The organism is Limnospira sp. PMC 1279.21, assembly GCF_032349615.1.
Taxonomy (GTDB): Bacteria; Cyanobacteriota; Cyanobacteriia; order Cyanobacteriales; family Microcoleaceae; genus Limnospira; species Limnospira fusiformis.
On sequence record NZ_JARPLU010000100.1, the window covers coordinates 1 to 19,635 of the forward strand.

Below are 19,635 nucleotides of genomic sequence, written 5' to 3' on the forward strand. Positions count from 1 at the left end.
CCAACAGGTCAGACAGGAGTTTCCATAAGTCGGACGCTGATTTCCTGACGTGATCGCTCGTACATTGGTATTTTTCAGAGATATCCTTATATCCCTTACCTTCCCATACACCCTCCAAAATAGCGCGTTGCAGCGAGTCCAGATGCTTTCCGGTCTTGTTAAATATCAGGTGATCCGTCCACTGCAACGCCTCTCGCATCTCCATAGCTGCCCAACCCAGTTATAGTGTGTTTTGCTCTGACCCCCATTATCCCACATTTCCTCCTGTTTTGCCACAAAATCCCTCAAAATCCCCTTTTTTTACTTCTAAAAGCCTCAAAAATACCCCCCCTGAAATGCCACTTTTATGGAGTAGACAAATAATTATTCCGTATGATAAACTAATAATTAAAGTGCAGTCGGACTATCATTTGATCAATCTTCAATCATCAAGCATTGTTGATCTCTGTAGATGAGCGAATAATGATCAGTAGTTAGTCTAGCTTCCTTATGTGTGGTGTACTGTAGACGGTATTAACTTGATTTTATGAAACAGTCACTAACTGTTTCAGTTATAAGACTTTGTCCGGCCCAAATATGGTCGCACTCGGTATGACCCTATACTACTGAAAATTTATATTAAATTTTGTAAAGATATCGCCGAGTGTCCAAAATCCTCTGCTCCTAACGAGTATCAGCTTATGAAATCATCTCAAACTGATATTAATTTTCCCAATAACTCTGGTCGATTTCTCAGTGCTTTTCAGAGAAAACACTTAGAAAAAAGCCTAGAAAAAGGGTTGTCTAAGCGCCATTATCAACGAATTAAAATTATGTTGCTGGCGGATGAGGGTAAAACCCAAACCGAAATTTGCCAAGCGTTAGGCTGTTCCCATAGTACAGCACGCCATTGGATAACTCTCGCCAAGTCTGGTCACGCTCACCAGTGGAATAGTAGCCCAATTGGCAGACCTCAAACTGTAGACGAGCAATGCTTGCAGCGGTTGAGGGAGTTAGTCACTCAAAGCCCTAAAGAAGTTAAGGTGCCTAACCGTAATTTTACTTATCATGCTCGACAGTGGACGGCTAAGAAACTCAGCGAACACTTAGAAGCGGAATTAGGGATTAAAATCAGCGATCGCCATATTAACAGACTGCTCAAACAAATGGGCTTATCTACCAGACCAAAATCGAATAACCTTGAAAAAAATGAGCCGAAAAAATCCAGTAAAAGCGGCATTGTGATTAGGGACATTCCAGAGGAGGTGGCATTTTCTTAATCATCATGAAAAATCTATTAAGTGCTATTAAGTGTTGGAAGCACTATCGAGGGAAAAATGACTACCAAAGAACATCTATCTGGTCTAATCGGTGAATTTTTATCAGAAAAGGAGTTAGCGAGTTTAGTTAAGTCGGCTGAATTTTCCAAACCTAACCCCGGTTTGTTGTTGGAAAGTATCTCAGCATCCGATGGCTTATATATTTTGGTCGCTGGTAAAGTAAGACTGGTTAACAGTAGCCGGGACTTAATTACCACCCTGCATCCGGATCAACTATTTGGGGAATGTACTTTGTTTCCTGAAGCCGGCTTTTTAGATTATGCTGTCAGGGTTTCGCCTCAAGCAGAGCTTTGTTATATTCCCGGTCAAGTTTTGCGCTCTATCATTCATAAAAATTCCCGATTTAAGGAGTATTTGTACAATTTAGCTACCGCTAAAGATAATGAACAAAAAAGCAAGTTTTCCATCAATAATAAACCGGATTTATCCGTAAATGACGACCAGGAACTAATCGCGGAAATTAGCACAATCAAAGATGAAATATATCTAAAAACCCACCAGCAAAAAGTTAACAAGGCTTATTTCCCTAGCCCCACTCAGCGCGTTACTCATCTATGGCAGCATATTACTAGACGCTATCCTTTTTTTGAGCAACAAAGTGGTTCTGACTGTGGTGCTGCTTGTTTGGTAATGGTTGCCCGTTACTGGGGCAAAAAGTTTAGTGTCAACCGCATTCGAGATATTGCTAATGTAGATGCTAATGGGGCTTCTTTGCGAGGACTATCCGCTGCGGCAGAAAGTATCGGATTTTCCACTAGACCAGTTAAAGCCAGTATTGACCAACTGGCTAAACAAAAATTACCGGCGATCGCTCACTGGGAAGGCAAACATTATATCGTAGTTTATGAAATCACTCGCAATCAAGTCATTGTTGCTGACCCTGCTATTGGTCAACGGAGTTTAACATACCCAGAATTTAAAACAGGTTGGCAGGGTTATACATTACTCCTACAACCGACAGCTTTAATCAAGGAACTCAAAAATCATACTACCCCATTCTGGCAATTTTTTAATTTAGCCAGTCCTCACGGTCAAGTATTGCTAGAAGTATTTATTGCTTCCGTAGTCATTCAAATTTTCGGATTAGTTACCCCACTATTTACTCAGCTACTCCTCGACCGGGTAGTTGTTCAAGGCAGTACATTAACCTTAACGGCTGTGGGATTAGGGTTAGTCATTTTTGGTTTATTTCGGGTTGCTTTGACCGGGTTACGACAATATCTCCTTGACCACACTGCCAACAAAGTACATTTAGCCATGATTGTGGGATTTATTACCCACACTTTCCGATTACCCCTGCGGTTTTTTGAGTTTCGCTATGTGGGGGATATCATGGCTAGGGTGCAGGAAAACCGCAAGATTGAGAGATTTCTAACGGGTGAAGCCCTATCTATTGTATTAGATTTACTCACGGTCTTTATCTATGTGGGACTTATGTTCTGGTATAGCTGGAAAATGGCTTTGCTGGCATTAGTCATTGTGCCACCCTTTTTCCTGCTGGCTCTCATTGCTACTCCGTTTCTACAAAAGATATCCCGAGAAATATTTGCGGCTTTAGCGGAAGAAAGTGGTTATCTCATCCAATCTCTGACTGGTGTACGCACCGTCAAATCTCTGGCAATTGAGCAAGTGGTACGTTGGCGTTGGGAGGAGTTCCTGAACAAGTCAATTCGCAAAAACTTTTCTGGTCAGATTATTAGCAACCGACTCCAAGTATTTAGCTTAACCATTGAATCTTTAGTGACCACTGGATTGCTTTGGTTTGGGGCTTGGTTAGTGATTCAAGGAGAGTTAACCATCGGGCAGTTGGTGGCTTTTAATATGTTAATTGGCAATGTAATAAACCCTTTTCAGCGGTTAACGGTTCTCTGGAATGAGTTCCAGGAGGTGATTATTGCAGTCGAGCGAATTAATGATGTGATTGATACCGAACCAGAGGAAGATTTACAATCTCAGGCTCGTTATTATTTAACAGATTTACGAGGAGATATTATTTTTGACAAGGTGACATTTCGTTACCACCCAGAGAGCGAAACGAATGTTTTGGAGAATCTCAGCTTTGAAATCAAAGCCGGACAGACTGTAGCTTTAGTGGGGCGTTCTGGTTCAGGAAAAACTACTATTTCTAAGCTAGTTTTGGGGCTGTATCCCCCTACAGATGGGAAGATTTTCATTGATGGTCATGACATAACTAGCATTGCTTTACCTTCTTTGCGTCAAAGGGTTGGTGTTGTTGACCAGGATACTTTTTTATTTGGTGGCACAATTCGGGACAACTTGACTCTAGCGCAACCTTCTGCAACTCAGGCGGAAATTATCGAAGCCGCTCAATTAGCAGGTGCTGACGAGTTTATTCAAAAGTTACCGATGAGTTATGAAACCCAGATTGGTGAAGGTGGGGGGTTATTGTCTGGTGGTCAAAGGCAAAGATTAGCGATCGCTAGGGCGTTATTAGGCAATCCTCGTCTATTGGTTTTTGATGAGGCAACTTCCCACTTAGATGTGGAGTCAGAACGAATTATTCAGACTAATTTGAATAGAATTCTTAAAGACCGGACAACATTAATTATTGCCCATCGCTTATCTACGGTGAGAAATGCCGATGTAATTTTAGTTTTAGATAGAGGAGTATTAATAGAGCAAGGAAATCACAAGCATTTAATGGCAAAAAAAGGGCATTACTACTATTTAAATCACCAACAAATTAATTAATTTTGCCCCCTAGGATTGATGGTCATCTCTAAATCTTGAATAGCTTTAGGTAGACATCACTGAATCGACAACTCAAACTCAACCTAGTAAATCTTGGAATAATTAAAGCTATGCCACAGTTTAATGATATTGCTCAAACCCAATTAAACGGCCATAAAAGTTTAGACACAGACTTAGTAAGTTTACAACCTGAATCTAGTCTTTTGACCGACCAAAATCTACCAGCAAACAACCTAAATTCTTCGGCGGATTGGTCTTTTGCCACCAAGGAACTATTAGATGCCTTACCTCAGCGGTGGACGCGAGGACTGCTCTATTTTTTAATCGTTTTTGTGGCGATCGCTTTGCCTTGGGGAATGTTGTCTCAGGTAGATGAAACAGGCAGTGGTAGGGGACGGTTAGAACCGCAAGGTGGTACGGTTAAGCAAAAGCTAAATTTGACTTATACATCTGCTGCTCTTAATTCCCAAACCGCTAAAGTTGAAATGCTAAATATTGAAGAAGGAGACATGGTAAAAGCCGGGGATATTTTAATGGAACTGGACAGTCTCCCTATTCGTGAGCGAATTATGCAACTACAACTTCAGCAGCAAAGTAAAGAAAATCGACTGAATACACTAGAGCAACAAAAAAATCGCCTAGAAACCGAACTGCTTACCCAAGAACGGCAAAATCAGTCTCAACAATTAGAGAAACTATCCCAGGTGGAGCAAGCAAGGAGGAACCTTCAATCCCTGAAAACTACATACAATTTACAGGAACAGGAAAAACTGACCCAGGTTGATCAAGCAGAACAAAATTTAGCTGCTCTCCGGAGAATATTAAATTTACAGAGAGAAGAAAAGCTGGCTCAAATTCGGCAAGCAAAACGACAGCTACAGGATAGCGAGACTGCATATATCTTAGCAGAAATGCGATGGCAAAAAGCAATCCGAGAAGTTGAACGATATGACAATCTTTTAGACGATGGTGTAGTCACAGAAGTTCGGTTAATTGAACAGGAAGATATCAAAGAGGAAAGACAAAGAATTTGGGAGCAAAGTAAAGCAGATATTGAACAAGCCAGACTGCGACTAGAAGAGCAGGAAAGCAGCTATGAGCGGATTATTCATCAAGCGGAGGCAGATATTGAACAAGCTGAGTTGCGGTTGGCGGAACAGAAACGCAGTTATGATCGTACTATTCATCAAGCTCAGGCGGATATTCAGCAGGCTGAGTTACGTTTAGCGGAGCAAGAGAGTAGTTCTGAAACTATTCTTCATTCCGGTGAAATTGCGGTTTCTAAAATTGAAGATCAACTCAAGAATTTACAGACTCAAATAATTAGCCTTCAAGCCGAAATTGCTCAAGACAAGAAAGATATTGAGTCTTTGAATTTTGAGTTAGAGAAACGGGTTGTTAGAGCGCAAGAAGGAGGCACTATTTTTAGTTTGCCAATTTCTGGGGTGGGAGATGTGGTACAACAAGGAGGAATGCTGGTAGAAATAGCACCCCAAGAAGCGATGCTTTTATTGAAAGCGGAAATGGCAACAACAGAAAGTGGATCTTTACAGGAAGGAATGGCGGTTAAGATGAAGTTTGATGCGTATCCTTTTCAGGACTATGGAGTAGTTGAGGGAAGTTTAATCAAAATTTCTCCTACCACCAAAATGCAAGAAACATCTCAGGGTAAAGTGGCAATTTATGAGCTAGAAATTGAGTTAGAGCAAACTTGTATTCCTAGTGGCAATGACTGTATTCCATTACGTCCGGGAGATACGGCTACCGCTGAGGTGGTGGTGCGTCGGCGTCGCATTATTGATTTTATTCTTGACCCATTCAAGAGGTTACAACAAGGAGGTTTAGAATTGTAGAAAGCTTTTGGCAATCTTTCGATGTTGTAGTTTTTTAAGGAAAAATCAATCATGTCACAATCTATTACCATTACGGCTGAAGATATTCTGAAACAAGTTAAGCTATCTCTAACAACTGCTGAACTCATAGAAGCAATTATTACCCATAAAATGATCGCAAATACCGCAGAAGAACTAGGAATCAAGATAGAAGCTGAGGAGCTTCAAGAGATGGCAGACAAATACCGAAAAATGTATAAACTTCTTAGTGAAGAGGATACCTGGGCTTGGATGAAAAAAAATCATCTGTCTTTAGATGATTTTGAAGAATTTGTGTACTGTAAAGGTCTTGCCAGCAAACTAGCTGTTCATCTTTTTGCGGATAAAATTGAGCCATATTTTTATGAGCATCAATTAGATTATGCTGGGGTAGTGATGTATGAAGTGGTGTTAGAGGATGAAGATTTAGCGATGGAATTATTTTATTCTATTCAGGAAGGGGAAATGAGTTTCTATGATGTGGCTCACAAGTATATTGAGGATAAAGAGTTACGCCGAAAAGGGGGATATCGAGGAATATTATATCGTAAAGATTTGAAGCCAGAAATTTCGGCGGCTGTTTTTGCGGCGACATCACCAGGGGTTCTTAAACCGATTGTGACTTCTAAGGGAGTGCATTTGATTTTAGTCGAAGAGATTATTGAAAGGAAGCTAGACAACTGGCTGCGAAATAAAATTGCGACCGATCTATTTGACGATTGGGTTAGTAACTCTCTGATTAACTTCAAAGCTAATAAAAATATTGAGATTTGCAATTAAGTTTTTTAGCAAAATATCAAAGAAACCGAGATAATAAAACTATCTCGGTTTCATCTTTTGAAAACCTCGAAAAATCATCAAACAAGCAATGAATCAAGATTTCCTATTCTATTCAGCTGAAGTGCAAGGTATTCTGCTACCCGATGCAAAAAGAAGTCCACAAAACCCTAAAACGCCAACGTCCTGACCCACCTACGAGTGTACCAAGCATTTCCGACTCGCTCAAATCATAGAGATAACTCTCAGAATCGGAGAACAAGTCTGCACCAGCAGGATGCAAGTCAGAAATAGTAATATTAGCCATTTTCGTTTCCTCTTGGAATAAGTTTTACTTTGAGGTAATCAGATTAGTTATGCTCTTCCTTTCCCTATGACTCTTATTATTGCCTAACTCTCAAATAATGACAAGGGGTTGAGCAACTTTAAAGTTCATCTAACTAGCACAATTATGTCTCAATTTTACAGACAATACACCGTAATTTCACGTATATTATGACCGCAAATTCCCATTATTTCGTATCACCGAGGTTGGTTTTTCGAGACATAACTAACACAATTATGTCTTTTTTATATCTCTCTCCCCTGGGTTCGGGTGGTGGCGGGTCAAAAAAATAGCCCTATGCCCTAATGAGGCTAAAATCTACCGATGGGCCGATCGCTCTTTCCCAGATAGGCGATAAGCCTGACGGCATAGCGACCCTTACCGCTCTGTTTAATCTCAATCATCAGCCTCAAACAGACGGACGACGAATTCGGGTTTGTATGTCATCTGCCACCACCAGACAACCTTGTAAAGTCGCCAGTGGATCTTCCCGCACAACCCGCTGCAAAACATCAAGCACGGCCTGACGACTTCCACAGCGAGAACGCAACAGTAAAATTCCCGGATGAGTTCCGGGTGGAAAACGTCGGACATCAGAAAAATCTAAGTCGAGAGTAATAAAAAAGCGTCCCTCAGTACAAACTTGCTGCCATACAACTTCATCGTCTTCACCAGACAATCCTTCATCAGTAACTCGATCGCAATCGTAACCTTCATTTCGGAGAAACTCTGCATGGGTAATACTAAGATTTTCGTCTAATTTGACTAAGAGCATTATGATCACGTTGGCGACAGTTCTTCTTCTCTTGCTAGTGCCGCCGCATAAGCGATCGCCGAGCGCACATTTTCTAAAGTCAACGGTGGATATTCCTCAACAATTTCTGCTAATGTCAATCCCTCAGCCAGGTTATCCAGGATGACCGAAACCATAATCCTGGTTCCTTTAATACAAGGTTTGCCATGACAAATATTGGGGTTTTTCTCAATTTGTTCTTGCCAATTAAGCATGGTTTGCCCTCTACCAAATTGTTAAGCATAACTTGTCCTAGTTTAGCATAAAACCAACCGGCTACGAGAGCGATATCTGAGCCTGGTCGAAGCGATCGCTTTTCTGACTCCCTGAGCTCTGCTCCAAGAGGAGTTCGCGCAGCACCCCGGAGGCAATCGCTCTTTGATTCCCAGATAGGCGACTAATATCAGCCTGCGAACTCTAATCCCTGATAAACATCCTCAGAATCTGCATTCAAATAAGGACGCTGCCAATCAATCCCCAACCCAGAAAACTGCTCAGAAATAGCAGCAATCCGACCCGCCGCAGAATTGTCCTCCTGTTGCCAAGCCATCAATAACCCATTAGCTATAATCTGACAGCGATTCATCCCAAAACTCTCCTCACTGCCAAACTTTTTGTCCGGTTCTTCCGCCAACCCCAAACCCGGTGCTAACTCCAGAGTAAACAAAGGTATTTCTGGCTTAAAAACAGACTTATTTTCTTGATAAACATGAGCCACAACCTGCCTGACCAACTCATAATCTGTTTTGCCAAAATAAAGCACCCCAGCATCATACCGTTGATAATCAGCCGGATTATACAAAGCCTTAAAACTAAAAGGAATGCCCCTCTCATTTAACCTTTCAGTCAACCCAGCCATCACAGCCACCGCACCTTCAGGAGTAACATTAAAATAGATCCGCACCATAGCTTCCTCTCTCTGTAAACCGGCATTACCCACCGCCATATAAAAGCCATTTTGCACCAAATTCTTAGGCATCAAAATTGACACAACATCCCCCACTGCTGCCGCTTTTTCAGACTCTTGAAGATGCTTTTCCCGTTCGATATGCAGCCGCAAACCGCCCTTAGTTACAGCCAAACTGCCATCGGTTTCTTCTCTCAAAATCGACCAACCCGCATCAAAATAACCTTCACCCTTATTCGCTTCTTCTAACTGCACATAAAAAGGCATATCTACGCCAGCAAAACTATTATTCTCTAAATCTAATTGCTGATCCTTATTCTCAGAACCTAATGCTTGGGATGCTTGCATCGACCCATTATAATAAATGCCATAAAGAAAACTCCGCAACTGTAAGCTCATGTACTTATCCTGCATTTCCTGGGGCAAAGCCTGAATCCGAGACAACATCTCAGCAGGCATTTCCCAGGGTTGATAGTTCGGATGATGAATCGAAAAATCGGCGGAAATTTGGACATTTTCAACAATATCTGACAAAACTTCCTTTAACCGACCTCCAACTTCAGAGGCTAATTGATGAGATTGAGAATTAAGTAATGACATGATTTTTCAAGATACTCAACGATATTAAACTTTGCCAACAACAGAAGAATTCATCTGATTTAACTGAGTAGCAGTAGCCCCAAAAATCGTGGGCATTGATGATTCAGGACGAGATAACAAAGCCTTGGCTACCTGAAGCATAGCAATCCCGGTATTATTAAAGATTTTTTGATACTGAACCATTGCCAAAATCCCAATAATTAAAGATAAACCGGCTAGCTGTACGACTTGCTTTAAGAAATCAGGACGATATTCTAAGATTTCTGGGAAAGTTTCTAAATAAGCTAAAGTCAACCCACCGATAGATGGCTGAAGTAATTCTAGGGGAGTCGTGGCTAGTCGCAGAGACTCTTCGATACTGAGAGAATTGCTAATCACCAAGCTACCCAACCAAATTTGTAGATAACTAGCGATCGCCATTCCCAAATCAAATGCTGGATCTCCCCAATCAGACCTTTCCCAATCAATCAACCGGATCCCATTTCCATTAATATCTTCCCAGTTTCGATTCAGGAGAATATTATTCAGCTTGAGGTCATTGTGAGTCAGACAAACAGGAGAAATAGTTTCACTTGCTTGATGAACTGCTTCTCCTAAGCTATCATATCGTTGATAAAGTGCAAAAAATTTCAATCCATCCATCGGAGCCATACCAAAAATTTCAGGACCGATCCTTTCCAAACTCTCTAATAATAGCGGAGATACTTTGGGTTTTCCTGCCACCTCTTCTTGGACAAAAAATTCCCGATAAATACTCTGATTCCAGGTATCACGATGAATCGTCGCCAAACAACTGCCAATTTGAGCAGCAACCTGAACCGGAAAGAGATTGTTTTTAGAATAAAACTCTGCTAAATCCTGATAATTATCCAGATAAGTAGAAACTAAAATTGAGTTATCAGCATCGTGGAGCAGTAATTCTGGCAGAAAACTACGCCAATGGTCAAATTCAGGAAAGCTCTGTAGAAATTTGGGGATTCGCCATTCCCCAAAAAACTCGCCCACAGTTTCTTTTTCCGAATTGATAAATTGTTCTTGTTTAACCAGTAACTTTCGACCCTCTGGTAAAGTCACCAATAAATTAAAATTTTTAGCCTCAACCTGCTCTACTCCTGGATTTTCTAGGGAGCGATCGCAGATTTTTTGGTCGATTAAATAGTCATAAACATTTTGAGAACTTAACACAAATTTCATAATTACAATTATTCTCAAATATGGCTGCTCTGTTTTGATTGATTTTCATCATAATTGATGATAGCCTTATTGCCAACCTCTTCATCTGTATTAAAAAGACATAATTAATACAATTATGTCTAAACTTCAACTAATCTCGCCAGTCAAACAAGCTGTTAGATTGTTTTATTGCTAATTGCGATCGCTCCCTAGACAAAGAAACCGGGTTTCTGTGAGAGTTTTTGCCTCCTCACCAAGATGTCAACTAGAAACCGGGTTTCTCCACGGGAGACAAAGAAACCGGGTTTCTGTGATAGGTTTGTGCATCCTAATTGCCGATCGCACTGCTGTAATCACAGTGTCCCCAGCCCGGGAATCCAACAATTCCTCATGCACCGCACAGGGAATTAAAATCCTACCATAAAGCTGAGGCATTAGGCTAAATTGCTCGACCTTCGCTAAAAATGGGATAAGGGGTGAAGTGTTGCTGACAACAATCATAATCACTCCGTTTCCTCTAGGTTTTGAGGTCTTGCTGAAACTCATCAATCTCATAATGGACGCAAATACCTCGCTCAGAAATCAGTTTTTGAAACTGCATCCGATGCCACCCCAATAACTCACTGGCTTTACCCAAACTAATTTTATCTTGCTGAAACAACATCAGCACAATTTCCCCAAATAACTCATTTTCAGAAAAGCCACTAGCCTTTACTAAATCATCGGAAATCACTAAACTCATCGGGAACTCTCCTAGGCTGAAATCTCCTGCTTAAATCCTAGCAGCGACGAAAGCGATCGCCCACAATTGCGGATACCATATCGCCTCTTGAAATTGCTCCTTAGCCCGGTCAATGGGTTTGAGGCAACAACTCTCAACAACCCTCAGCAATTTGTTAATCTAACAACTTCACGATTCCCTGCGAAACGGGGATGCGATCGCGCCTATCCTCCAATGGTTGTAACATAGATATAGAAACCGGGTTTCTCCAGGGGATGCACTCTCTTGAGCGAGGTGTCACTAGAAACCCGGTTTCTCCACATATAGGCGATCGCCTTCGCATAAAATAGAGTGACTTGACTTTTATCTATATGAATGAGACTGTTTACATCGAAACAAGTATTTTAGGGTATCTCACCGCTAGATAGACCAAAAACTTGATTATCGCTGCCCACATGGAAATTACAAGGGACTGGTGGGAACTGCGCCGGAACACTTTCACTCTCTATACATCAGAAGCCGTTTTAGACGAAGTGGCACAAGGAGATCCAGCGATCGCCGCCCAACGACTAGAGATTTTAGGTAATTTTCCTTTGCTGGCTTTAAATCAAGCGGTAGAAGGTTTGGCAGCACAATTTTTAGACCGAAGCAATTTGCCCCCTAAAGCCAAGATAGACGCGATCCACATAGCTGCTGCCACTGTTCACGGTATGGATTATTTGTTAACATGGAACTGCAAGCATATCGCCAATGCCCAAATTCAAGGAAAATTGGCCGAAATTAGTCTAGATTGTGGCTATGTTTTGCCTGTTCTCTGTACGCCAAACGAACTTATGGGAGATTAGTCTATGTGGAAAGATGAAATTGTCGAAGAAATCCATCAAATTCGCGATCGCTATGCCAAGTCTTTCAACTACGATTTGAATGCCATATTTGAAGACCTCCGCAAAAAGGAAGCAGAAAGCGGCAGAGAAGTTGTCAATTTGTCGCGCCCACCGGGTTTAAAAACCCGTTGGAGTGGACGAGATTTTGAGGGTGAAGTCAAGAAAACCAAGCCCAGTTAGGATGAGCCATCGTTAGGTGCGATCGCCCCTAATTGCAAATACCATATCCCCTACACTCAGAAACCTTCTGTCTTTCTGCATCCTCACAGAGATTTTGCCATCAACCCGGTTTCTCAGTTCCAATTACCATCAATCAAAACCCTCGTAGGTTGGTATGATAAAATTAATCAGGTCAAGCCATTTTAGGAAAGTTAAAGCTATGACCACTAAACAACCTCGCTACAGTAAAGAGGAATTCGCTCGTCTTGGGGATGAAATTTATGAATTTAAGGTTCGCCCACAAGTAGAGGCAGGTAATGAGGGCAAGATTATGGCGATTGATTTAGAAACTGGAGATTTTGAAGTCGATCCTAGTGAAATTGCCGCGTGCGATCGCCTTGAAGCCACTCACCCTGATGCTCAAATCTGGATTGTGCGAATCGGTTCCGGCTATGTCCGTCGCTTCGGTGGACTAAGCAAGAGAATTTGATGATTACCGGAATCGTTAATAGAGATTTTGAACCGATTATTCCCCATATTCACATCCTGCCAACTTATCACCAGACTCGGTGAATGGAATAGGCATCAAAAGCCGAATCGCGACTAATCAAAACCAAGGGATGATTCATGGCTTGTGCCACCAAAATCCGATCAAACGGATCGCGATGATGGAGGGGTAAGCTCAGGTAGAACTCCGTATAGTGCGAATGTAATGGGCAGAACGCCGATTTTTAGTTGTTGTAGCACTTCCTCTAATTCTGAGAATGATTTCTGTAACCTAAGTTTGCCTAAACCCAATTTAATTGAAATTTCCCATAAACTGGCAATACTTACGGAGAGATTGTTATTGGCATCTTCCAGAATTTCGGTGGCTCTATCACTTAAATTTTCACTGTTTTGCAAGTACCACAGTAAAGTATGGGTATCCAGTAGGCAATTCATCTTTACATATAATCCTTTAAATCTTCCAGAGGTTCATCAAAATCATCAGACATCCAGATTTGACCCTGCCAAATACCCAGTCCGCCTCGCTGGGGTGCTTTGGCGGTTTGAACAGCGTCTGCCGCATATCGGTTCACCAAAAATTCTGTATAGTCCAAAACTGACTGCTTGACAGATTCTGGGAGTTTTTCCACATTTTTTAAAATGGCATTTTCTATCATTTTTTTACTTAAAAATATGCCTCTCTATGAATCAATTAACTCTCATATCTGGCTTTCACAAAAGCCGGAATTTGATGGGGGTCAGTCCACCCGGGGGGTTTATGGAAGCCCAACCAGTGGACTATAGCTAGTGATTTTTACTCACTTAATCCTATAGCATTCCTAAATGAATTGTGGAAGACCCTCACCCCCAACCCCTCTCCCAGAACGGGAGAGGGGAGAAGAAAATGTCACAACTGATTTAGGATTGCTATAGTTTTCTTGTTTTCAAGATAACACATCCCGGCCATCAATGCCAGCAACATAGATTTTCGTTTAGTTCAAAATTTGAAGACCTCGGCAAAAAGGAAGCAGAAAGCGGCAGAGAAGTTGTCACTTTGTCGCGCCAACCCGGTTGAAAAACCCGTTGGAGTGGACGAGATTTTGATGGTGAAGTAAAGAAAACCAAGCCGAGTTAGGAGCGATAGTTAGGAGCGATAGTTAGGAGCGATAGTTAGGAGCGATCGCCTTTAATCTTCCCTTACAACCCCACCACTCGTGTTTCAGCTTGTCTGAAAGACTTGGGTTTTACTACGATTTCTACATCCCGACCCAACGCATTTAAAAAACGAAACAACCGAGTCGTGGAAAAACCCGATAGCTTGCCATTCACTAATGCCGCCACTTTAGGCTGGTCAATTCCCAACATTTCTGCCGCCTCAGTTTGAGTCATATTTTGGGCGGCGATAATACCACTAATTCTCCGGGCAAGTTCTGCCTTGACCAGTAATTCATCAGAATTTTCTAACTCTAAATCGGCGAATACATTGCCACTTCCTGCTTGTACTTTAATCGGGTGATTCATATTTTTACTGCTGATTGATGTAATGTTCGGAGTAATGTTCTTTGGCACGTTTAAGCCTTCCCTCGATTAGCTCAATATCCTGCTTAGGCGTGGCAATCCCTTTTTTTGACTTCTTCTGAAAAGCGTGGAGGACATAGACCACCCCAGCTAACTTTAAAGTGTAAACGGCTCGATAAGTGTCTCCGTCAAAATCTTCGACAACTTCAAGCACCCCAGCCCCCTTAAAGCCTTTGAGTGGTTTCGCAGACGGGTGCTTTTCACCACATTTAGCCAGATATAGCGCATAACCAACACCTTGCCGAACCTCCTCGGGGAACTCCTTTAAATCCTCAAGAGAACTGCCAACCCACTCAACTGGTTTTAGTAATTCACTCATACCTCAATTATGCTACTTTTGGCAGATCATGTCAATCCCTGAATCCTGCTATATTGCACTAAAAAAAGTGATGAAGCTAAGTTTATGAAAATTAAAGCCATTATTCATCCAGCAGAAGAAGGGGGCTATTGGGCAGAAGTCCCAGCCTTTCCCGGTTGCATTACCGAAGGCGATACCTGGGAAGAGGTTACGCAGAATTTACAAGACGCCGTTGAGGGTTGGCTGAGTGTTGCGAATAATAGCCGGAAAAAAACAGAGCCCACAGACGAAATTGTGGAAAAACAGGGCTGGTTTTTACAGAGAATTACAGGAAGCCACTAGATTTACGACAATCCCCCAGAACCCAAAATTCTCTCTATTCCTGTCCATAGTAATCAGGAATTAAAAATTGGCACTTTAAAGGCATTGATGAAAGTAGCCAATCTCACCGAGGAGGACTTGTGAAAAAAGACCCCGATTCAATTAACCAGCAATCATCCTAGCCTCTTTTGTGCCATAATGGTTTTATTTGAACCCGTGAGGGAGAGGTTGCTGCCCCGATGGGAGGAGAGGATGGGATAAGATACTGATGACGATGATTCGCAAGGTCACAATTCGAGGCTTCAAGTCCATTTACTCCGCCACCCTAGAACTTGGCCGAGTGAATTGCTTCATTGGGGCCAATGGAGCGGGCAAAAGTAACTTGCTGGAAGCTCTGGGAGTCTTAGGCGCGGCAGCTAATGGCGTGGTTGATGATGAAAGCCTGCTGCGTCGTGGGGTGCGGGCGGGCTTACCCAGGCTGTATAAAAGCTCTTTTGCGACCGATCGCACTCCGGCCCACATTGCCATTGAGGTCACCGGCTCAGGTAACGAAGCCTATCGCGTTTCTTTGCTCAACCCCCTCGATTCCCCTGAACCGGCTTGGTCCTATAAAACCGAAGTCCTCAGCGACGGCAATCAGGAAATTCTTTCTGATGGCATTCGCAACAAGAAGAACCTCAACCCCAAAGCGGGCTTGGCTGCCTTGCAGTTGGTGGAGTTAGACCCCCAGAATCCGGCGGCTCAACTGATGCAGCGCCTCCAGGAATTTGCCATTTACTGCCCGAACACTCCCACTCTGCGTGGCATTGTCCCGGACCAACAATCGCGCCTCCCCCTGGGTGTGAGCGGTGGACTACTCGCTGAAGGGTTTGCCTCCCTGCGCGAATATTTAGAGGGTAGAGGGGAAGAAGGTGAGGAGATTCTGGAGCAAGTGCTGGAGTTGATCGACTGGGTGGCTGATATCCAAACCACCAGCTATGGAACGAATCTGCTCTCGCCCAAGGTGCCTCGGACTAAGCTCCTCCTGAAATTCAGCGATCGCTTCATGAACCAAAGCCGCAACGAACTCACCGCCTACGATGCCAGCGAAGGCGCACTTTATGTCATCTTGGCGGCGGTGCTTTGCCTGTTACCCCAAGCTCCCCGACTGCTGGCGATCGACAATCTGGATCAAGCCCTGAATCCCCGACTGCTGGTCCGGCTGATTTCCCGTCTTGCGGGCTGGCTTCAGGATAATGACTGCGATCGCCAACTGCTGTTAACGGTCCATAATCCCGCCGCCCTCGATGGTCTGGACTTACTGGATTCTGAGGTGCGCCTGTTTGTGGTAGAGCGCAATAGCAATGGTCAAACCTGTATCCGTCGCCTCACACTCACCCCCGAACTTACTCAACTGAACCAGCAATATCCCCTCTCACGCCTCTGGATTATGGGGCATCTAGGAGCGGTGCCCAATGTCTGATCCGTTAAAAATTGCCCTAGTAGCCGAAGGGCCAACGGATTTGGAAGTGATTCAAGCCGCCCTTAAAGCCATCTTACCCGATCCATTTATCATGACCCTGGTGCAACCGGAAGCGACTCAACCGCAAATGGGAGGCGGTTGGGGCGGTGTGCTGAAATGGTGTGACGCGGCGCAACAGAGGCATCATGGCTCCCTGGATACGGACCCCACCCTGATGAGCTTTGATGTGCTGATTATTCATGTGGATGTGGATGTATCGACGGGTGAATATGACAATTGTGGAGCAGCGGTGGCAGAACTAGCGCAGCCGAAGAACTGGGGAACTCTCCCCTGCTCACAGCCCTGTCCTCCCGTCGCTGATACGGTGGAGGCTCTGATGATGGCGATTCAAAGCTGGTTAGGAGGGGCTACTCCTGGCGATCGGACGGTGTTCTGCCTACCTGCCCAATCCTCCGGTACCTGGTTAGCAGCGGCGGTACTAGCTCCAGGGCATCCCCTCCTAGCCCAAGGGGAGTGCAATGTCAATCTAGAGAATAGACTGGCAACCCTACCCAAGGGACAGCGCATCAAGAAAAACAAGCGAGATTACCAAGTTCATGGGCCAAGCATTACCCAGCATTGGACACAAGTCAAAGGACTTTGTACCCAAGCCGCCAATTTTGAGCAGACTGTATTAACGGTAGTCCGTTCCTTGGAGTAGGGGCTTGGTGCTTTTTCTCTAGCTCTGTCAAGGTGTATTTTTAGGGGCTTCGATGCGATCGCCTGAAAAGGGTGATGAGACAAAACCCTGACATGAGGTCAGTCATAAACCCTGTTTTTCTTATCAATATGTGCGCCAAAATAAGTTGAATCAAACTGATGTAATGGTTCAGCTTGACTATCGATCGCCCCAATTAAGTCACCGATTTTTTCAGATAACGGTTCCGCTTCAGGCTGGGGTTTTTCAAGTTGAGATAAAATCCAACTTTCGGGAGTTAACCCTTGTTTTTGGGCGACTTCTAGGATGGCTTGATAAGTTTTTTCAGATAGAATCAGGGTATGTTCTGACATAATTTTACTCAGTTAACCTGCTCCGATTTTAACTCTAATCCATACAAATGGCAACGATGCAATTCAAGCCCAAAAGTAGGGGCGTTACCAGGAAAATACCCAGGCTAATTTTTGCCAAATACTGCCATTCTCCCGAACCCGCCTTTACCCCGGTCAAGGGGCTGTGACTCTAAGCTATAGCAGTTCCCGGACTCATGAGGTACGTTTCAAAGCCCCTCTCCCTTTCTGGGAGAGGGGTTTGGGGTGAGGGCCGTACCTTATGGAGATGAGAAACGCTATAGGAGATTTGGGTTATTCCCATCATTTTTGGCAGAGGGTGACACAGCCTACATCTGCTTAAATCTTAGCAGCCACGAAAGCGATCGCCCCTAGTTACCGATACCATATCCCCTACACTCAGAAACCTTCTGTCAGATGCAAAAACAGATTGCCCATCCCAAATCGAGCAACTGGTTAGAGCAAATTAGCGGCTCTTTCAAAGATGAACCGGCTTTTGAAGAAATCCTCGCATTAGGGCAAGCCATTCGCCGAGGGGATGAGTCGGTATTAGATCCCTCAGAAATAAAATGAGATATTTATTAGATACAGATGATCTGAGCATTCTGCAAGGTCAATCTGGGGCAGATGATCACAATATTTTGGCACGAATGGCTCAATATACCCTCGATAATTTGGCGATTTCAATTATCACAATTCAGGAACCAATGTTGGGCTGTCATGCCTAGATTAACCGCCCTCGTTATCCCAATGAATTGGTTAAAGGTTATGAAATCATGGAACGGCTAGTAGCTGACTTTCAACGATTACCCATTCTCCCTTTTGATGCGATCGCCTCCCAAACCTTAGACCAGTTAAACTCACAACCGATTCAACTGGCTCAGATGGATGCGCGAATGGCGGCGATCGCGCTTTCTCAGCCAATGATTTGATTAACTCGTAATCATGGAGACTTTAGCAAAGTGGCAGGATTAGCAATAGAAAATTGGACAATTTGAAGTAGGGGAATGTAGATAGCGATCGCTCTTATTAAATGACTCTTCAAATCTAGGCGATCGCTCTCATTGTTCGGTGTTCTCTGTGTCCCTGTGGTGAAAAATCCCCAGGGTGATTTTATCGAGAAATAGAGGGGCGATCGATTATCATAAATAGACCGATTTAACTCATTGCTTCAGAGTAAACCATCAGTCTTGAAGTTCAGGAACCCGATCGCTTTCATATTGTTCAATTAAAACACCGAGAATATCCATCAGTGAAGCCAGAGGATGTGCTTCATCTTCGCCAACTTCATCAATCAGGCGATCGAGCCAATCAACCAGATCTTGATAACTGGCTTCATCGCGGGGAATGACTAATTTAGTTGCTAGGGGCTGCCACAATTTTTGAGTTTCATCAATGCTCAACATTTTTACTCTCTCCATTTTCCTCGATCATACTCTGCATGAGTCAAAACTGCCCGAATATAAATTTTTTGTCGATTATAGTGAATCGCCGCTATTAACCGTACTTTGTTCCCACCAATATTAAACACTGTGAGGTTATCAACTTGGTCAGCACTGGGAAACTCGTTACGAAGTTCAACAAAGGAATTAAATGTTCCTGATTTCACCAGTTGATATCAACGAGCCAATGCGCTTTCTGTGTCCGGGTACTTTGCTGCAAATTCATTGAGCCGTTTGCGTGTGATAACGTGCATAATGAAACTCAGGGATATTACCCAATTATATCATCGGTTTTAATGTCTGCGTCGCGCTCCTTAAATTTCCTCTCCCAAGAACGAAAAAGGCGATTTCCTCTGCGAATCTTAAAGAGTTAGTCAGGAAGTAGGTTGGGTTGAGGAAGGAAACCCGATGCCCACAAATATTTACCCTAGAAACTCAACGATTCTCTCCGGGATGTAAAAGCGATCGCCCTCCAATTGCGGATACCATATCCCCTGAGACTCAGAAACCTTCTGTGAGAGTTTCTGCATCCTCACAGAGATTGTGCCAGAAAATCGGTTTCTGAGGTACAATTGCTGTAAACCAAAAATCTCAACCCTGCTTGTCCAGACAATATCTATATGAACAGTCAAGAAATCACTGCCATATTTGATGGTCAATCCTTGCAATTAGAATCGCCCTTAAACCTAGAAGTAGGAACAAGAGTCAGCACCCCCGGCTGAAGCACGGGGGCTTCCTGCCCCCCGCTTTCAGGTAGCTC

Annotated in this window: 30 protein-coding genes and 1 pseudogene; 15 read left to right on the forward strand and 16 right to left on the reverse strand. The window is 43.4% G+C overall.

The genetic code is table 11. The annotated features are described in order from the left end of the window. Positions 1–205, reverse strand: a pseudogene (locus P5683_RS15195) (AAA family ATPase); the annotation flags it as partial. A 475-nt stretch (positions 206–680) separates the two neighbouring features. On the opposite strand from P5683_RS15195, the gene P5683_RS15200 reads away from it, so the two are divergent. The 4 genes from P5683_RS15200 to P5683_RS15215 all read left to right on the forward strand — a co-directional run bounded on the left by P5683_RS15200 (position 681) and on the right by P5683_RS15215 (position 6,682). After that, on the forward strand, positions 681–1,259 hold the full coding sequence (locus tag P5683_RS15200; RefSeq protein ID WP_008056029.1) for a helix-turn-helix domain-containing protein: 579 nt from the start codon (positions 681–683) through the stop codon (positions 1,257–1,259). A 57-nt stretch (positions 1,260–1,316) separates the two neighbouring features. Next, a complete protein-coding gene (locus tag P5683_RS15205) occupies positions 1,317–4,031 on the forward strand; it encodes a peptidase domain-containing ABC transporter (protein WP_315640231.1) in 2,715 nt (904 codons plus the stop codon). 110 nt (positions 4,032–4,141) lie between these two features. Further along, complete coding sequence (locus tag P5683_RS15210; RefSeq protein WP_315640233.1) at positions 4,142–5,884, forward strand: HlyD family efflux transporter periplasmic adaptor subunit; 1,743 nt, start codon at positions 4,142–4,144, stop codon at positions 5,882–5,884. A gap of 51 nt (positions 5,885–5,935) precedes the next feature. Further along, the gene (locus tag P5683_RS15215) at positions 5,936–6,682 is read left to right on the forward strand and encodes a peptidylprolyl isomerase (protein WP_315640235.1); all 747 of its coding nucleotides are present in this window, start codon (positions 5,936–5,938) and stop codon (positions 6,680–6,682) included. A 136-nt stretch (positions 6,683–6,818) separates the two neighbouring features. On the opposite strand, the gene P5683_RS15220 is transcribed toward P5683_RS15215, so the two are convergent. From P5683_RS15220 to P5683_RS15250, 7 genes are all read right to left on the reverse strand, one after another. After that, complete coding sequence (locus P5683_RS15220; RefSeq protein WP_315640237.1) at positions 6,819–6,986, reverse strand: hypothetical protein; 168 nt, start codon at positions 6,984–6,986, stop codon at positions 6,819–6,821. A 427-nt stretch (positions 6,987–7,413) separates the two neighbouring features. Beyond that, positions 7,414–7,779, reverse strand: a complete 366-nt coding sequence (locus P5683_RS15225) for a DUF5615 family PIN-like protein (protein WP_006622758.1) — start codon at positions 7,777–7,779, stop codon at positions 7,414–7,416. A 5-nt stretch (positions 7,780–7,784) separates the two neighbouring features. Beyond that, the gene (locus tag P5683_RS15230) at positions 7,785–8,012 is read right to left on the reverse strand and encodes a DUF433 domain-containing protein (RefSeq protein ID WP_006622759.1); all 228 of its coding nucleotides are present in this window, start codon (positions 8,010–8,012) and stop codon (positions 7,785–7,787) included. 188 nt (positions 8,013–8,200) lie between these two features. Beyond that, complete coding sequence (locus tag P5683_RS15235) at positions 8,201–9,304, reverse strand: T3SS effector HopA1 family protein (RefSeq protein ID WP_111890889.1); 1,104 nt, start codon at positions 9,302–9,304, stop codon at positions 8,201–8,203. Between the two features lie 24 nt (positions 9,305–9,328). Further along, positions 9,329–10,498, reverse strand: coding sequence for a phosphotransferase (locus P5683_RS15240; RefSeq protein WP_006622761.1), 1,170 nt, complete (start codon positions 10,496–10,498; stop codon positions 9,329–9,331). A 240-nt stretch (positions 10,499–10,738) separates the two neighbouring features. Then, positions 10,739–10,978: a hypothetical protein gene (locus P5683_RS15245; RefSeq protein ID WP_006668952.1), complete on the reverse strand. Its 240-nt coding sequence runs from the start codon at positions 10,976–10,978 to the stop codon at positions 10,739–10,741. A 16-nt stretch (positions 10,979–10,994) separates the two neighbouring features. Continuing rightward, a complete protein-coding gene (locus P5683_RS15250; RefSeq protein ID WP_006668951.1) occupies positions 10,995–11,219 on the reverse strand; it encodes a UPF0175 family protein in 225 nt (74 codons plus the stop codon). A gap of 434 nt (positions 11,220–11,653) precedes the next feature. Here P5683_RS15250 and P5683_RS15255 point away from each other — a divergent pair, with 434 nt between their 5' ends. The 3 genes from P5683_RS15255 to P5683_RS15265 all read left to right on the forward strand — a co-directional run bounded on the left by P5683_RS15255 (position 11,654) and on the right by P5683_RS15265 (position 12,731). Next, positions 11,654–12,043, forward strand: a complete 390-nt coding sequence (locus tag P5683_RS15255; RefSeq protein ID WP_396442570.1) for a type II toxin-antitoxin system VapC family toxin — start codon at positions 11,654–11,656, stop codon at positions 12,041–12,043. Between the two features lie 3 nt (positions 12,044–12,046). Further along, positions 12,047–12,262 (forward strand): hypothetical protein, encoded by a 216-nt coding sequence (locus tag P5683_RS15260; protein WP_111890891.1) that lies wholly within the window; start codon positions 12,047–12,049, stop codon positions 12,260–12,262. A 199-nt stretch (positions 12,263–12,461) separates the two neighbouring features. Further along, the gene (locus P5683_RS15265; RefSeq protein ID WP_006622768.1) at positions 12,462–12,731 is read left to right on the forward strand and encodes a hypothetical protein; all 270 of its coding nucleotides are present in this window, start codon (positions 12,462–12,464) and stop codon (positions 12,729–12,731) included. Positions 12,732–12,892: 161 nt separating this feature from the next. Here the strand turns inward: P5683_RS15265 and P5683_RS15270 are convergent, their stop codons facing one another. The 4 genes from P5683_RS15270 to P5683_RS15285 form a co-directional block, all read right to left on the reverse strand. After that, positions 12,893–13,183 (reverse strand): type II toxin-antitoxin system VapC family toxin, encoded by a 291-nt coding sequence (locus tag P5683_RS15270; RefSeq protein ID WP_006622769.1) that lies wholly within the window; start codon positions 13,181–13,183, stop codon positions 12,893–12,895. A gap of 2 nt (positions 13,184–13,185) precedes the next feature. After that, positions 13,186–13,404: a DUF2281 domain-containing protein gene (locus P5683_RS15275; RefSeq protein ID WP_006622770.1), complete on the reverse strand. Its 219-nt coding sequence runs from the start codon at positions 13,402–13,404 to the stop codon at positions 13,186–13,188. Between the two features lie 520 nt (positions 13,405–13,924). Next, positions 13,925–14,248 (reverse strand): helix-turn-helix domain-containing protein, encoded by a 324-nt coding sequence (locus tag P5683_RS15280; protein WP_006622772.1) that lies wholly within the window; start codon positions 14,246–14,248, stop codon positions 13,925–13,927. A 4-nt stretch (positions 14,249–14,252) separates the two neighbouring features. Continuing rightward, entirely contained in the window at positions 14,253–14,624 is a 372-nt protein-coding gene (locus tag P5683_RS15285) for a type II toxin-antitoxin system RelE/ParE family toxin (RefSeq protein ID WP_108615183.1), read from the reverse strand. A gap of 84 nt (positions 14,625–14,708) precedes the next feature. Here P5683_RS15285 and P5683_RS15290 point away from each other — a divergent pair, with 84 nt between their 5' ends. The 4 genes from P5683_RS15290 to P5683_RS15305 all read left to right on the forward strand — a co-directional run bounded on the left by P5683_RS15290 (position 14,709) and on the right by P5683_RS15305 (position 17,086). Then, positions 14,709–14,945 carry a type II toxin-antitoxin system HicB family antitoxin gene (locus tag P5683_RS15290; RefSeq protein ID WP_046318820.1) on the forward strand — a complete coding sequence of 79 codons (237 nt, stop codon included), beginning with the start codon at positions 14,709–14,711 and terminating at the stop codon, positions 14,943–14,945. Further along, the gene (locus tag P5683_RS15295) at positions 14,946–15,068 is read left to right on the forward strand and encodes a type II toxin-antitoxin system HicA family toxin (RefSeq protein ID WP_108615277.1); all 123 of its coding nucleotides are present in this window, start codon (positions 14,946–14,948) and stop codon (positions 15,066–15,068) included. It abuts the gene before it with no gap. 130 nt (positions 15,069–15,198) lie between these two features. Next, entirely contained in the window at positions 15,199–16,386 is a 1,188-nt protein-coding gene (locus P5683_RS15300) for an AAA family ATPase (protein ID WP_187758232.1), read from the forward strand. Beyond that, positions 16,379–17,086 carry a hypothetical protein gene (locus P5683_RS15305; protein ID WP_315640243.1) on the forward strand — a complete coding sequence of 236 codons (708 nt, stop codon included), beginning with the start codon at positions 16,379–16,381 and terminating at the stop codon, positions 17,084–17,086. Before P5683_RS15300 ends, P5683_RS15305 begins: the two co-directional genes overlap by 8 nt. A 98-nt stretch (positions 17,087–17,184) precedes the next feature. Here P5683_RS15305 and P5683_RS15310 read toward each other — a convergent pair whose 3' ends face one another. Continuing rightward, positions 17,185–17,436, reverse strand: coding sequence for a hypothetical protein (locus tag P5683_RS15310; protein WP_006622777.1), 252 nt, complete (start codon positions 17,434–17,436; stop codon positions 17,185–17,187). Between the two features lie 243 nt (positions 17,437–17,679). Here P5683_RS15310 and P5683_RS15315 point away from each other — a divergent pair, with 243 nt between their 5' ends. The 4 genes from P5683_RS15315 to P5683_RS15330 are packed head-to-tail and all read left to right on the forward strand — an operon-like array spanning position 17,680 to position 18,365. Beyond that, on the forward strand, positions 17,680–17,808 hold the full coding sequence (locus tag P5683_RS15315; RefSeq protein WP_008056050.1) for a hypothetical protein: 129 nt from the start codon (positions 17,680–17,682) through the stop codon (positions 17,806–17,808). 42 nt (positions 17,809–17,850) lie between these two features. Then, positions 17,851–18,006: a hypothetical protein gene (locus P5683_RS15320; protein WP_006622779.1), complete on the forward strand. Its 156-nt coding sequence runs from the start codon at positions 17,851–17,853 to the stop codon at positions 18,004–18,006. Next, complete coding sequence (locus P5683_RS15325; protein ID WP_006622780.1) at positions 18,003–18,161, forward strand: hypothetical protein; 159 nt, start codon at positions 18,003–18,005, stop codon at positions 18,159–18,161. Before P5683_RS15320 ends, P5683_RS15325 begins: the two co-directional genes overlap by 4 nt. Positions 18,162–18,209: 48 nt before the next feature. Next, positions 18,210–18,365 (forward strand): hypothetical protein, encoded by a 156-nt coding sequence (locus P5683_RS15330; protein WP_006668942.1) that lies wholly within the window; start codon positions 18,210–18,212, stop codon positions 18,363–18,365. Positions 18,366–18,617: 252 nt separating this feature from the next. Here P5683_RS15330 and P5683_RS15335 read toward each other — a convergent pair whose 3' ends face one another. The 3 genes from P5683_RS15335 to P5683_RS15345 all read right to left on the reverse strand — a co-directional run bounded on the left by P5683_RS15335 (position 18,618) and on the right by P5683_RS15345 (position 19,534). Then, positions 18,618–18,839, reverse strand: coding sequence for a hypothetical protein (locus P5683_RS15335; protein WP_006622783.1), 222 nt, complete (start codon positions 18,837–18,839; stop codon positions 18,618–18,620). 2 nt (positions 18,840–18,841) lie between these two features. Next, positions 18,842–19,042, reverse strand: a complete 201-nt coding sequence (locus P5683_RS15340; protein ID WP_235720187.1) for a type II toxin-antitoxin system HigB family toxin — start codon at positions 19,040–19,042, stop codon at positions 18,842–18,844. 255 nt (positions 19,043–19,297) lie between these two features. Next, entirely contained in the window at positions 19,298–19,534 is a 237-nt protein-coding gene (locus P5683_RS15345) for a hypothetical protein (protein ID WP_192808262.1), read from the reverse strand. Positions 19,535–19,635: the final 101 nt, after the last annotated feature.